The sequence below is a fragment of the Micromonospora sp. DT46 genome (assembly GCF_049841735.1).
In the GTDB taxonomy this organism is placed as follows: Bacteria; Actinomycetota; Actinomycetes; order Mycobacteriales; family Micromonosporaceae; genus Micromonospora; species Micromonospora reichwaldensis.
In genome coordinates, this window is the sequence record NZ_JBNCKW010000003.1 from 712,536 (window position 1) to 725,799 (window position 13,264).

At 73.4% G+C, this 13,264-nt stretch carries 12 protein-coding genes; 8 read left to right on the forward strand and 4 right to left on the reverse strand.

Translation table 11 applies throughout. The annotated features are described in order from the left end of the window. Position 1 precedes the first annotated feature (1 nt). Both ACLQ20_RS11090 and ACLQ20_RS11095 read left to right on the forward strand, forming a co-directional pair. On the forward strand, positions 2-1,705 hold the full coding sequence (locus tag ACLQ20_RS11090; RefSeq protein ID WP_358118130.1) for a hypothetical protein: 1,704 nt from the start codon (positions 2-4) through the stop codon (positions 1,703-1,705). Between the two features lie 19 nt (positions 1,706-1,724). Continuing rightward, on the forward strand, positions 1,725-2,081 hold the full coding sequence (locus ACLQ20_RS11095) for a hypothetical protein (protein ID WP_358118132.1): 357 nt from the start codon (positions 1,725-1,727) through the stop codon (positions 2,079-2,081). A 31-nt stretch (positions 2,082-2,112) separates the two neighbouring features. On the opposite strand, the gene ACLQ20_RS11100 is transcribed toward ACLQ20_RS11095, so the two are convergent. Continuing rightward, positions 2,113-2,892 carry a lysophospholipid acyltransferase family protein gene (locus ACLQ20_RS11100; RefSeq protein WP_358118134.1) on the reverse strand — a complete coding sequence of 260 codons (780 nt, stop codon included), beginning with the start codon at positions 2,890-2,892 and terminating at the stop codon, positions 2,113-2,115. 173 nt (positions 2,893-3,065) lie between these two features. Here ACLQ20_RS11100 and ACLQ20_RS11105 point away from each other — a divergent pair, with 173 nt between their 5' ends. After that, entirely contained in the window at positions 3,066-4,481 is a 1,416-nt protein-coding gene (locus tag ACLQ20_RS11105) for a cytochrome ubiquinol oxidase subunit I (RefSeq protein WP_358118136.1), read from the forward strand. A 15-nt stretch (positions 4,482-4,496) separates the two neighbouring features. Further along, the gene (cydB, locus tag ACLQ20_RS11110; protein WP_358118138.1) at positions 4,497-5,495 is read left to right on the forward strand and encodes a cytochrome d ubiquinol oxidase subunit II; all 999 of its coding nucleotides are present in this window, start codon (positions 4,497-4,499) and stop codon (positions 5,493-5,495) included. Positions 5,496-5,579: 84 nt separating this feature from the next. Here cydB and ACLQ20_RS11115 read toward each other — a convergent pair whose 3' ends face one another. Continuing rightward, positions 5,580-6,182 (reverse strand): TetR/AcrR family transcriptional regulator, encoded by a 603-nt coding sequence (locus tag ACLQ20_RS11115; RefSeq protein WP_358118140.1) that lies wholly within the window; start codon positions 6,180-6,182, stop codon positions 5,580-5,582. A 54-nt stretch (positions 6,183-6,236) separates the two neighbouring features. On the opposite strand from ACLQ20_RS11115, the gene ACLQ20_RS11120 reads away from it, so the two are divergent. Beyond that, positions 6,237-7,001, forward strand: a complete 765-nt coding sequence (locus ACLQ20_RS11120) for an SDR family oxidoreductase (RefSeq protein WP_358118142.1) — start codon at positions 6,237-6,239, stop codon at positions 6,999-7,001. A 139-nt stretch (positions 7,002-7,140) separates the two neighbouring features. Here ACLQ20_RS11120 and ACLQ20_RS11125 read toward each other — a convergent pair whose 3' ends face one another. Continuing rightward, positions 7,141-7,836, reverse strand: a complete 696-nt coding sequence (locus ACLQ20_RS11125; RefSeq protein WP_151453206.1) for a hypothetical protein — start codon at positions 7,834-7,836, stop codon at positions 7,141-7,143. A 72-nt stretch (positions 7,837-7,908) separates the two neighbouring features. Beyond that, positions 7,909-8,370, reverse strand: coding sequence for a peroxiredoxin (locus ACLQ20_RS11130; RefSeq protein ID WP_327028342.1), 462 nt, complete (start codon positions 8,368-8,370; stop codon positions 7,909-7,911). A gap of 117 nt (positions 8,371-8,487) precedes the next feature. On the opposite strand from ACLQ20_RS11130, the gene ACLQ20_RS11135 reads away from it, so the two are divergent. The 3 genes from ACLQ20_RS11135 to ACLQ20_RS11145 are packed head-to-tail and all read left to right on the forward strand — an operon-like array spanning position 8,488 to position 13,259. Continuing rightward, positions 8,488-9,216, forward strand: a complete 729-nt coding sequence (locus ACLQ20_RS11135; RefSeq protein ID WP_358118144.1) for an SDR family oxidoreductase — start codon at positions 8,488-8,490, stop codon at positions 9,214-9,216. Between the two features lie 42 nt (positions 9,217-9,258). Beyond that, entirely contained in the window at positions 9,259-10,599 is a 1,341-nt protein-coding gene (locus tag ACLQ20_RS11140) for an SWIM zinc finger family protein (protein ID WP_425855301.1), read from the forward strand. Next, entirely contained in the window at positions 10,596-13,259 is a 2,664-nt protein-coding gene (locus tag ACLQ20_RS11145; RefSeq protein ID WP_425855303.1) for a DUF6493 family protein, read from the forward strand. Before ACLQ20_RS11140 ends, ACLQ20_RS11145 begins: the two co-directional genes overlap by 4 nt. Positions 13,260-13,264 lie beyond the last annotated feature (5 nt).

A 13,264-nucleotide genomic window follows, 5' to 3' on the forward strand; every position in this document is an offset into this window, starting at 1 on the left:
CATGGTGGTACGGCAGCACAGCGGCCCACGCGACGAGGCGCCGTCGGCACGCTCGCACCCGGACGCCGGCAGCGAGGCCACCCGCTACCTGTGCGCGGCCGCCCACACCGACGACGCGTTCACCGAACGGGTGCTGGCCGAGGTGTTCGACGACGACCTGCGCGCGGTCGCCCCGTCGGTGGGCTTCGACCTGGGCACGGTGCTGCGGCACTGCCTGTCCGCCCGCCGGCGGCGTCGTCTGCGTGACGTCGGGCTGCTGGTCGTCGGCGGCCTGGCGGTGCTGCTCGCCCCGCTGGCGACGGTGCTGGTCGGGGTCACGATGGCGGTGGGCAGCTCACTGGCCCCGCTGCGGCCCGGCCGCAACGGCCCGGTGGGCCCGTTCCTGTCGATGATCGCGATCGCGACGGTCTCGCTCGTGCTGGTCTTCCAGCTCGGCGCGGCCACGCCGGACGACGACCCTGCGGGCCTGCCCGGTTGGGTCGTCGGCCGGCCGTGGCTGGCGTTGCCGGCCGGCCTGGTCGCCTACCTGGTGCTCGTGGGGCACCTGCTGGGCACCCGGCGGCTGCTGGTGACCCGGTTGCGCCGGGCCCGGTTCCGGCCCGGGCCGCCCGACGTGGCATCGCTGCCGGCGCGCGACGCCGAGCGGCTGGCCGCCGTCGACCGCGCCCAGGGCGGCAACGTGACGGTCTACGGCGGCTACACCCCGTTCGTCGGGCACGGCACGCCGGTGGCGGGGTGGTCGTTCGCCCTGCCGATCCTGGCGGACGCCCACGGGCCGGTCGGGACCGTCCCCACGGGCGACGTGTCCGCCCCCGCGCCGTTCACCGTCGTGGAGCTCATCGACCACGTGCGGGCCCGGCTGGCGGCGGTCCGGCTGGGCCAGGCCGGCGATCCCACCCCGGAGCGGCTCGCGGGGTTGCTGCTCGAGGACCGGGTGTTCGTCTGCGGCGACCGGCTCACCGGCGACGCGCGGTTGCTGCCGCACCGGGAGCGGATGCCGCGCCAGCGGTGGTCCGACGACGAGGTACGCGAGGTCGCCGGCCGACCGCAGGGCGCGGCGCGGCACTACCTGTGCGCCCTGGTGCCGTCCTGGGGCGGGGAGGTCGTCGCCTCCACGTTCCTGCACTTCTCCACCGACGGCCAGGTGCTCTATCTGGAGTGCGCCCGCACGGTGCTGGAGCCGCCGCGGCAGGGCTACCACGACGTGGACCGGCTGACCGAGTGGCTGCCGGTGAGTCAGCTCGCGCAGGTGCTGGCCACCGGCACCGAGCGGTTGCTGCCCACCGCGCTGGGCGCGCCGCTGCGGCTGCTGCGGGACCTGGTGCGGGGTGCCGCGCGCGGGCGGCGTCAGGCGCGGCTGCGGCAACTGGCCCGCGAGGACCTGGGCTACGACTACGGTGCCCAGGTCGGCGTGCGGGAGGTCGCCTCCGGCGCCGAGTACCACAACTACTTCCAGGTGCTCGACGCCGCCAAGCACCTGAAGGTCGTCGAGCGGCACGTGCTGGCCGCCATCATGGACTTCCTGGACGCCCGTGGGGTGGACACGGCCGAGTTCCGCAACCGGCAGACGACGATCCTCAACCAGGGCGTCATCCAGACCGGCGGCCTGAGTGTGGTCGGCAACCAGGCGGTGGGCCAGGGCGCCCGGGCCGAGCAGCAGACCGAGGGGGCGCCGCCGCGCAGCCGCCGGCCGCGTGACGACTGAATCGCAGGGGAGGAATGGCATGCCCGAGGCGACCAACTACGGCATCCAGCAGTCCGGCGGGGTGAGCCAGGTGGGCAACCAGGCGGTGGGTCCGGGCGCGTACGCCAGCGGCGGCAGCCTGTGGGCCACCGCGCCCGCCGGTGTCGACACCACGGCGCTGGTCCGGCAGTTGCTCGAGGTGCTCGACCGGCACCGGGGCGAGCTGTCGGAGCCGGCCCGGGTGACGGCCGCGCAGTTGCGTGCGGAGCTGACCCGCCCGGACGCCGAACCGGGCCGGGTCACCGGGTTGTTGCAGCGGCTGGCGGTGGTGGCGGCTCCGGTGACGCCGGTCGCGACGGCGGTCGGCGAGCTGCTGCGGCTGGCGCAGGCGCTCTGACGGCGCGCGCGGTGACCGGCGGTCCGGCGGGTCAGTCGGGCGAGCGGTGCCGGCGGTGCGCGCGGCTGGTGTCGCTCGGGCGGCCGGGGTCGACGTGGCGGGGGCGCTCCGGTTCGTCGGGGCGCAGCGGCAGGAGGGCGTCGGTGATGGCGTCGATGATCCGGTCGGTGGCCTGCCGGGCGACGCCGGGCGCGCCGTGGGCGAGGTCGGTCAGGTCGACGGGCTCGCCGAAGTGCACGCGCAGCAACGGGCGGCGCCACACCGCGCGGGCGATGCCGCGCAGCAGCCCCTTCGGGGCGCGGTAGGGCACCACCTCGTGGGAGCCCCACTGGGCGACCGGGATGACCGGCGCCCCGCAGGCCAGGGCGAGGCGGGCGGTGCCGGTCTTACCGCGTTCGGGCCACAAGCCGGGGTCGAGGCCGATGCGGCCCTCCGGGTAGACCAGGATCACCGAGCCGCCGGAGACCGCCGCGGCGGCGTCGTCGAGGGCGCGGCCGACGGCGGCGGTGCCCCGGTCGACCCGCAGGTGCCCGGCGTGGCGCATCAGGGCGCCGATGACGGGGGTGCGGAACAGCCCGCCGGTGGCCATGATCCGGGGGGCGACGCCCCGGGCGCGGCAGGCGGCGGCGAGCACGACGGGGTCGCATGGGCTGATGTGGTTGGCGGCCAGGATCAGCGGGCCCCGGCGCAGCGCCTCGGGCACGTCGCCGCTGACCTCCAGGCGGGCCAGGAGCGCGACGACGACGCGGGCGAGCAGCTGCGCGGCACGCCAGATCAGCGGTGGCTGCCAGGCCGGGCGGGTGGTGTCCATCAGCGCGCATGGTCGCACGCGCCGGCCACCCCGCGGAGTGCCGGGGCCGTCCGGCAGAGGTGATCAGGGTCATTGGTCCCGGGTCGCTTCGGGACCCCCGCCCCTGCCGATTCGTCTACGACGCGCAGTAGTATTTACTACGTCCCGTAGTATGCACAGCCTGGGGGTTACTGGTGGACGCGTTGGACGTCGCCCGCTGGCAGTTCGGTGTCACCACCGTCTACCACTTTCTCTTCGTGCCGCTGACCATCGGCCTGTCCGTGCTGGTGGCGATCCTCCAGACGATGTGGCACCGCACCGGCGACGAGAAGTACCTGAAGCTCACCAAGTTCTACGGCAAGCTCTTCCTGATCAACTTCGCGATGGGCGTGGTGACCGGCATCGTGCAGGAGTTCCAGTTCGGCATGAACTGGAGCGACTACTCCCGCTTCGTCGGCGACATCTTCGGCGCCCCCCTGGCGATCGAGGCGCTTGTCGCGTTCTTCCTGGAGTCCACCTTCATCGGCCTGTGGATCTTCGGCTGGGACCGGCTGCCCAAGCGGCTGCACCTGGCCAGCATCTGGGCCGCCGCCATCGGCAGCAACCTCAGCGCGTACTTCATCCTCGCGGCGAACTCGTTCATGCAGAACCCGGTCGGCTACCGGATCAACCCCGACACCGGCCGCGCCGAACTCACCGACTTCGTGGCCGTACTGACCAACAAGGTCGCCATGATCACCTTCCCGCACACCATCGCCGGCGCGTTCCTGGTGGCCGGCTCGCTGCTGGTCGCCGTCGCCATGTGGCACCTGGTACGCAACCGCGACTCCGCCGACACCCCCGCCTACCGCTTCGCCGCGAAGTTCGGCTCCTGGGTCACCCTGGTCTCCGCCGCCGCCGTCGCCATCACCGGCGACATCCAGGGCAAGATCATGACCCAGGTGCAGCCGATGAAGATGGCCGCCGCCGAGGGCCTCTACACCACCGAGAGCCCCGCCTCGTTCTCCGTACTCACCGTCGGCAGCCTCGACGGCAGCCGCGAACTGTTCGCCCTCAAGATCCCGCACCTGCTGTCCTGGCTGGGCACCGGCGACCCCAACGGCACCGTGCAGGGCATCAACGACCTGCAGGCCCAGTACGCCGCCCAGTACGGCGCCGGCAGCTACACCCCGATCATCCCGGTCACCTACTGGAGCTTCCGCTTCATGATCGGCTTCGGGATGGCCGCCGCCGCCATCGCCCTGCTGGTGCTCTGGAGCCAACGCAAGGGCCGCACCCCCACCAGCAAGTGGCTGCTGCGCGCCGGCCTGGTCATGCCCCTGCTGCCCCTCGCCGCGAACTCCTTCGGCTGGATCTTCACGGAGATGGGCCGCCAGCCCTGGATCGTCTTCGGCGAGATGCTCACCCGCGACGGCGTCTCCCGCAGCGTCTCGCTCACCGAGGTGCTCACCTCCTTCACCGCCTTCACCCTCATCTACGCCACCCTCGCCGTCGTCGAGGTCAAACTGCTGCTGCGCTACGCCAAGGCCGGCGTACCCGACCTGACCCCCGACCCCGACATCGACGACACCCACGACGACGCCGAGCGCCCGCTCGCGTTCGCCTACTGATCACCGGAGACAACCGTGGAACTCACCACCATCTGGTTCCTGCTCGTCGCGGTCCTGTTCACCGGGTACTTCATCCTCGAGGGCTTCGACTTCGGCGTCGGCATGCTGCTGCCCGTACTCGGCCGCGACGACCGGGAACGCCGCGTCCTGATCAACACCATCGGCCCCGTCTGGGACGGCAACGAGGTCTGGCTCATCACCGCCGGCGGCGCCATGTTCGCCGCGTTCCCCGAGTGGTACGCCACCCTGTTCTCCGGCTTCTACCTGCCGCTGCTGCTGATCCTGCTCGCCCTGATCATCCGCGGCGTCGCCTTCGAATACCGCCACAAGCGCCCCGAGGCGTCCTGGAAACGCCGCTGGGACACCGCCATCTTCGTCGGCTCGGTGGTGCCGGCGATCCTGTGGGGCGTGGCGTTCGCCAACATCCTGCGCGGCGTGCCGCTCGACGCCGACCACGAGTACGTCGGCGGCCTGGTCGACCTGCTCAACCCGTACGCCCTCCTCGGCGGCGCGACCACCGCGGCCCTGTTCCTCACCCACGGCGCCGTGTTCATCGCCCTGAAGACCGTCGGCGAGGTCCGCGAGCGCGCCGCCGCCCTCGCGGTACGCGTGGGCGCGGCCGCCGCCGTGCTCGCGGTGGCGTTCCTGACCTGGACGCTGAACATCCGCTCCAGCACCGCCGCCGTCGTGCTCGCCGTCGGCGCGGCCCTCGCCCTGCTCGGCGGCCTCACCGCCGCCCGCGCCCGCCGCGAGGGCTGGGCGTTCACCGGCACCGCCGTGGCCATCGCGCTGGCCGTGGCGACGCTCTTCGCGGCGCTCTTCCCGAACGTGCTGCCCTCCACGCTCGACGCGGCCGGGACGCTTACCGCCACCAACGCCGCCTCCACCCCCTACACCCTGAAGATCATGACCTGGGTGGCGGTGGTGTTCACCCCCATCGTGCTGGCCTACCAGGGCTGGACGTACTGGGTGTTCCGCAAGCGCATCGGGGTGGCCCACATCCCGCGGCACTGACCCGCCCACGGCGGGTGGCCGCGGGGTCCCGCCGCCGCCACCCGCCGTGGGCCGCGGGGTCGACGCGCCCCTCCTCCCGCGTCGTTACTCCGGCCGGAGCGTGATGTCGCCGAAGGCTGCCGCGAACGCCTCCGCGATCAGGTCGGGCAGATCGGTACGCCCGTCGTCCTTCGCCCACCGCACCAGCGCGGTGTGCATGGCGGCCAGGCAGGCGCTGGCCGCCGCCGCGGCGTGGAAGGCCGTCTCCGGATCGGCGGCCTCGTCCCCGAGGCCCTCCACGATGGCTTGTTGAAGCACGTAGTGGTTGTCCAGGTGCCGGGCGCGCAGCGCGGGCGTCGAGATCATCAGCCGCAGGCGGGCCAGCAGGAGCCGGTCGTCGCCGGCGGTCAGCGTCCGTGCCGAGTCGACGAGCGCGCTGCCGATGCGGCGCACGAGGGGCTGCCCGGCCGGCGTCGCGGCGATCCGTTCGGCGACCAGCGGGCCGTTCTGATCGACCAGTACGAGGTCCTCCTTCGTCGGGAAGTGCCGGTACACCGTCATCGCAGACACGCCCGCGGCCGCTGCGACGTCGTTCACGGTCGTGCCGTCGTACCCGCGCTCGACGAACAACCGCACCGCGTGCGCCTGGATGACGCGCTGCGTCTCGGCCCGTCGTTGCTCCCGCAGTGTCGAGTGCCGCTCGCTCATGTGGTAGACACTACCGCACTGGTAGTGACTAACAAGTTGGGAGTAGCTAACATCATGGGTGATCTGATCGGCAGGACAGCCCTGGTGACCGGCGCGTCGCGCGGCATCGGCCAGGCGATCGCGATCCGGCTCGCAGCGCGGGGAGCGGTCGTCATCGCGCACTTCGGCACGGACAGGCAGGGCGCGACGGCGACGGTCGACCAGATCGTGCGGGACGGTGGAACGGCGTACGCCGTCGGCGCGGAACTGGGCGTGGACGCAGATGTCGAGACGCTGTTCGCGGGGGTCGAGGCCAGCCTCGCCGGACGACCACTCGACATCCTCGTCAACAACGCGGCAGCGCCACCCGCAGGCCCGCTCGGCGCCACGACACGAGCAGCCTTCGACCATCTGTTCGCGGTCAACGTACGGGCGCCGTACTTCATCATCGAACGAGCGTTGCCCCTGCTGTGCGACGGCGGCCGGATCATCACGATCTCGTCCGCGGCGACCCGGATGGCCAACGCGACCCAGACGTCGTTCGCCATGACCAAGGGCGCGGTCGAGACGATGACCCTGACGTTGGCCAACCAGCTCGGCGCCAGGGGCATCACGGTGAACGCGGTCGCGCCCGGCGCCACCCGGACCGCGACCAACGGCCCGGTCTTCGAGACACCGGGCCTGGCCGAGCTGATCACCGCAACGACGGCACTCGACCGCCTGGGCGAGCCCGGCGACGTCGCCGACGTGGTCGCGTTCCTCGCCTCCGACGCCGCACGCTGGGTCACCGGGCAGGTCATCGACGCCAGTGGCGGCCTGTTCCTGGGCCCGCGCGCCTGACCACCCAAAGGCGCCCGCCAGCCAGCCCGACCTCGCCCCACTCACCGCCACCGGGCGCGTCGGCAGGCTCGTCGACCACCACACCCGCCAGCGCCGGCGGGGCGAGCGGCACCGCCACCCACCCCGCCGGCCGTCCGCGTCAGTGCGCCTCGCGCAGCTCCGCCAGGCGCGCCTCGATCTCCGCCAGCTCCGCGCGCAGCTTCTCCGCCTGCTGCTCCGCCTCGGCCCGCTCCGCGGCCATGATCTGCTCCACCGCCTCCTGCACGCCCGGCACGTCCACCAGCGCCACCATCCGCAGCGCCTCCGCAGGCTTCACCACGTACGGCTTCGCCAGGGACTTGCTGCCCTGCTGCGCCGCGACCGTCCACTCACCGTCGGCGTACGCCAACGTCACCGTCAGCCCCGCCGGCCCCTTCGGCTTCACGGCCTTCACCGCCTTGCGCGCCGGGGCGGGCTTCGCCTCCGTCGTCTCCACCTTCGGCTCCTCCCGCCGCTGCTGCGGCACCTGCGCCCGGTCCAACACGAACTCCGGCTCCGCAGGCGCCGCCGGCTCGGGCTCCGGCGTCTCCGGCTGCGGCTCCGCCGCCTTGCGCCCGGCGCCGCGCGGCGCCACCGCCACGTCGGCGGGGGAGAAGGGCAACTCGTCGCGACCGAACCGGACCACCACGAACTCGTCCGACCCGGCCGGGTCGGTCAGCTCCACCACCTGACCCACCTGCCCGGCGATCTGACCCGCCGAGGCGGTGAACACCACCTTCGGCTTGCGGCCCGCCGCCAGCGCCTCCCGGATGCTCTGCACCTCGTCAGTGGACAAACCCTGGCCAGCAGCACCCATCAGCAACCTCTTCCCCTCGTACACCTGTTCAGATGACTGCCTTGATACCAGCCCACGCCGACAAGCGGAAGATCAACCCCCCAGCGCCCGCAACGCCGCGTCCGCGTGGTCGTTCATGTTCAGCTCACTGTGGACCACCTCGACGATCCGCCGGTCGGTGCCGATCACGAACGTCATCCGCCGCGTGCTCAGCGCACCCAACGGCAGTCGCCGCCGCACCCCGAACAGGTCGGCGACCGTGCCGTCGACGTCCGACAGCAGGGGATAGTCGAACCCGTGCCGGCGGGAGAACTCGGCCTGCTTCTCCACCGGGTCGCGGCTGATGCCCACCCGCGTCGCGCCCACCGCCGCGAACTCCGCCGCCAGGTCCCGGAAGTGGCAGCTCTCCGCCGTGCACCCCCGCGTCAACGCCGCCGGATAGAAGAACAACACCACCGGACCGGTGGCCAGGAACTCCGACAGCCGCCGCGGCGTGCCCGTCTCGTCGGGCAACTCGAAGTCCCGCACCACGTCGCCGACACCCACACCCGCCACCGCACACCTCCACGTCACCGTCCACCGACGTGCCCGAGCCTATGCGCCCACCCACCGGCCCGCCCCGTGCCGCCCGCCGGTAGCGTCGGCCCCGCAGCCAGGACAGGGGAGAGGCACATGCGACCGGTCACCGTCATCACCGGCGGCAGCCGCGGCATCGGCGCCGCCACCGCCCGCCGCCTCGCCCACGCCGGGCACCACGTCGCCTTCAGCTACCGCCGCGACCACACCGCCGCCACCGCCGTGCTCGCCGACATCGAAGCCACCGGCGTACGCGGCCTCGCCGTGCCCGCCGACACCCGCGACCCCGAGCAGGTCACCGCCCTGTTCGACGCCGCCGCCGACCTCGGCCCGATCACCGGCCTGGTCAACAACGCCGGCGTCACCAGCCCCATCGGCGCGTTCGTCGACCTCGACCCCACCGACCTGCGCCACGTCGTCGACGTCAACCTCATCGGCTACGTCCTCTGCGCCCAGCAGGCCGCCCGCCGGATGGGCGACGGCGCCGCCATCGTCAACGTCTCCTCCGCCGCCGCCACCCTCGGCAGCCCCGGCGAGTACGTGCACTACGCCGCCGTGAAGGCCGCCACCGACACCCTCACCACCGGCCTCGCCAAGGAACTCGCCCCCCGCGGCATCCGCGTCAACGCCGTCGCCCCCGGCATCATCCGCACCGACATCCACGCCCTCTCCGGCCAACCCGACCGACCCGAGCGGGCCGCCGCCCGCATCCCACTGGGCCGCCCCGGCGAACCCGACGAGGTCGCCGGCGCCATCGCCTGGCTGCTCGGCCCCGACGCCACCTACACCACCGGCACCGTCCTGCGCGTCGCTGGCGGCCTCTGACCCGCTGCTTCCTGTCGGTGGTCTGCACTACCGTCCGCCGACGTGAGCGCAACGCAGACGTACCGGTACCTCGGATCCTCCACCCTCGCCAGCGACGGCCTCGGCCTGCAGACCAGCGGCGGACCCGCACCCCACCCCCGATTCTTCACCGGGTTCCTCACCACCCCCCAGGCGGCGGCCGCCGGCCTGCTCGCCGTCGCCGAGGTCGCCCGCACCCGCTACCACCGGCCCGTCAGCCCCGCCAGCCTCGACCCGGTGGTCACCGGCAGCCGCGACCGGCTCCGGTTCGAATCCTTCTCCGGCTGCTGCGGCGTCTACGCCCGCCTCGACACCCTGCCCGCCGGCCTCGACGGCGACGTGATCGAGCACGGCACCACCAACGTCGACGTCAACAACCCACTTCGCGAGGCACTGGCCCGCGTCGGCGGCCTCGACCCACTGCACCTGTCCGTCGGCCCCGACGACCTGACCGTCGCCACCATGAACGGCCCCATCGTGGAGAAGAAGGTCCCCCTCCCGGCGCGCTGGCTGCGCGGCTTCGCCGAGGTGCAGATCCTGTCGGCCACCTTCGAACCCCGCGCCGAGATCCCCGCCACCGAGGCGGCCACGTTCCTGCGCCGACTCCCCACCACCAGCGACCGCTCGGTCCTCTGGGCGGTGCCCGCCGGCCGATCCCTGCGACTGACCTCCCGACCCGTCCCCGGCGCCGTCTGCCTGGCCGGAGCGAGCCGACTCACCGCCCTCCGCGCCATGCTGCGCTTCGCCCAGACCCTGCGCGTGTACGGACCAACCGTCGCCACCGGCTCGGCACCCACACCGAGCACCTGGGAACTGGACACCGGCGCCCTGCGCCTCTCCCTCACCCTCTCACCCGAGCCGTACCGCGGATTCTCCGGCGAAGGCGCCGCCCTCACCGCCCTCGCCAGCGACGATGTCGCCGACGACGCCAACCTCGTCGCCGCCGTACTCTCCTGGGATCCCACCATCGACGTCGACCGGCTGGCCACCGACACCGGCCTCGACCCGGCCCGCGTCCGCGCCGCGCTCGCCCAGCTCGGCACCGCCGGCCGCGTCGGCTACGACGTCTCCGAGGCCGCGTACTTCCACCGGGTCATGCCCTACGACGCGGGCCGCGCCGAACGCGACAACCCCCGCCTCGTCGGCGCCCGGGCACTGCGCGACGCCGGCGCCGTCCACCTCGACACCGCCACCACCGCCACCGTCCACAGCGGCGACCAGGTCTACCGGGTCCGCCAACTGCCCGACGGCGACTTCACCTGCACCTGCCCCTGGTGGGCCAAGCATCGCGGCCAACGAGGGCCGTGCCGGCACGCGCTGGCCACCCGCATGTCGACCGCCGCGCGGGCGGAGGAACGGGTGTGAGAAACGCACAGCAGGCGTTCATCAACAGCGCCGTACGGCGGCGACGGGAACTGGCCGCCGGCGGCACCAGCGACCTGTTCGACCTCATCCAGAACGCCTCCGCCAGCCAGATCGTGGCGGCCCTGGCCGGGCTGCCGGAGCAGCGCCGCCGGGAGATCGGCGCCGAGGTGACGACCTGGTTCAAGCAGCGGCAACGCACCACCTGGTGGACGGCCGGCTCCGGCACCGCCCTGGCCGTCGCCGTGGTCGGCTGCCTACCCACCGCCGCGCAGGCCGCGACGATCCTCGCCCGCAACACGGTCAACCCCGACGGCGAACGCGCCGCCGCCCTGATGTCCACGGTCGCCGAGGAACGTGGCATCACCTGGCTCGGCGACCTGGCGCACCGGCTGGCCACGAAGATCAACCAGCAGACCGGGCTCGAACACTGGCGGTTCGCCGCCGCGCTGCTGCGCGTCACCGGGACGACAGCACCGGCCAACGACCGGTTCGTCGAACTGTGGCTGGACTCGGTGCAACTGCCCGACCGGCGACGCGCCGGCCGACCGGCAACCCTGATCGAACGGCTCCGCGACGACCCGTTCCTCGACGCCATGCTGCCCCGGCTGTTCGAGATCGACGGCCTCGGCCTGCGCATGACGTTCGACGAGGTCACCACGACCTGGGACGAACGACGACGCCACGTCCTGCCGACCGCGCTGGCTCAGCTCGCCACCGAAGGGACCATCGACCGGACGATCCTGATCGACGGCGCGATCGGCCGGCTGCTGCGCGGCGACCGGGCGTCGGCCCTGCGCGCCTTCACCATCCTGCTCACCGAACTCGAACCCACCACCACCGAGGTCGCCACCCGCGCCACCGACTACCTCCGCCTGCTCGCCGACGCGCCGGCGCCGGCCGCCACCATGGCGCAGAAGGCCCTACGAGACCTGCCCGACCTCGAGATCGACACCGTCCTCGACACCTCCCGCGACGTGCTGCTGCGACCGGACAAGGCACTCGTCAAGGCCCAACTCACCTGGCTCGACCGCCTGGCCCGCCACCACCGCGACCGGGCGGCCCAGGTCGCCGAGGTCATCGCCGTCGCCGCCGAACACCCCGCCGTCGAGCTACGCGACCGCGCCAACACCCTCGCCACCCGCCACGGACACGACCCGACGGCGGGCGGCATCGGCCCAGCGAAGGCCCGGCCCCGCGGCGACGACCTGCCCCCGCCCGCCCCACCCGCACCGGCGCCCGCCCCCATCACCGACGTCGACGAACTCGCCGAGGAGGTCGCCGCCCTGCTCGGCACCCCGTCACAGGGCACACCGCTGGACCGCATCCTCGACGCGCTGGTCCGGCTCTCCGCCACCGACGGCGCCCGGGTGCACGCCGCCCTCGCCCCCGTCGTCGAACGCTGCCACTGGTCCTGGGGCAACGAACACCGCCACGACCCCCTCTCCCTGTCCGAGGTGGTCGTCGACGTCCTCACCACCGCCCCGACCACCGACCAGCAGGCCCGCCGACGCAGCCGGTGGGAGACACTGCTCACCGCGCTGCGCCGCACCGACCGGCAGACACCGCAGCCGGAACTGGTCACCACCGACCCCCGGGTGCCCCCACCCCACCGGCTGCTCCGAGCCCGCCTCGCCGAGATCGGCGCGCACCTCGCCGAGCCGGGACACCCCGGCCTGCTCGCCACCCCCACCCACGCCAACGGCACCCTCGACCCGCTCGCCCTGATCGAGCGCCTCGCGGCCCTCGGCGACCGCCCAGCCTGGCACTGGGACCTCACCCAGGCCCTGCTGCGCCTACCCGCCGACACCGACGAGACGGTCGCCGGCAAGGCCGCGGCACTGGGCACCCCGGCGGGGGAGCGGCTCGCCACCTGGCTGCGCGCCGGCGGACTGCCACAACCCGTCACGCGCGCCGTCACCCGCACCCGCCGCCCCCGCCGCAACGGCTACGACTGGGAGTACGACCAGCTACCGCCCAAGCGCATCCTCGTCGAGCTGCGCCCACCCGACGGATACGACGACCCGTACGGGCTGCTGACCGTCGACCCCGCACCGATCGGTGTCGAGCACTCCGCCTGGGCGAACCTGCTGCCGTCGACCCTGCCGGGACACCGGGCAGTCGTCGCCGCGTACGCCCTGCCGATCGTGGCCGCCACCGCGGACATGGACCAACGCGGCGGCACGACCATGCTGCCGCTGCTCGCCGAAACCACCGGCCCCGGCGGACCGGCCCTCGACCTCGCCCTGTCCTACGGCCTCGCGGCCCGCCACGGCACCGACCGGATCGCCGCCCTGGACGCCCTGCTCGCCCTCGCCGCGGCCGGGCAGTTCGACGCCACCGCGACGGGCGGACACCTCGGCCGACTCGTCGCCGGGCAACTGGTGAAGCTGTCCAGGGCACTCGAACCACTACGCGACGCCGCCCAGGCCGGAGCACCGCTGACCGTGTGGCGACTGATCGCCGCCGCACTGCCGTCGGCACTCGCCGCGCCCCAGCCCCCGCGCGGCCTGCCGGACCTGCTGAGCCTCGCGGCCGAGACGGCCAGCACGACCGGCACCCGCATCGACGTGCCCGGCCTGGCCGACGTCGCCGGCCGGGGCGGATCCGGCCGCCTCGTCACCGAGGCCCGACGCCTGCACCGCGCACTCGACACGGTATGACCCGG

Coding starts and splice junctions, on each gene's coding strand:
- ACLQ20_RS11090 (WP_358118130.1), top strand. CDS start 2: ATGGTGGTACGGCAGCACAGCGGCCCACGCGACGAGGCGCCGTCGGCA.
- ACLQ20_RS11095 (WP_358118132.1), top strand. CDS start 1,725: ATGCCCGAGGCGACCAACTACGGCATCCAGCAGTCCGGCGGGGTGAGC.
- ACLQ20_RS11100 (WP_358118134.1), bottom strand. CDS start 2,892: ATGGACACCACCCGCCCGGCCTGGCAGCCACCGCTGATCTGGCGTGCC.
- ACLQ20_RS11115 (WP_358118140.1), bottom strand. CDS start 6,182: ATGAGCGAGCGGCACTCGACACTGCGGGAGCAACGACGGGCCGAGACG.
- ACLQ20_RS11120 (WP_358118142.1), top strand. CDS start 6,237: ATGGGTGATCTGATCGGCAGGACAGCCCTGGTGACCGGCGCGTCGCGC.
- ACLQ20_RS11125 (WP_151453206.1), bottom strand. CDS start 7,836: ATGGGTGCTGCTGGCCAGGGTTTGTCCACTGACGAGGTGCAGAGCATC.
- ACLQ20_RS11135 (WP_358118144.1), top strand. CDS start 8,488: ATGCGACCGGTCACCGTCATCACCGGCGGCAGCCGCGGCATCGGCGCC.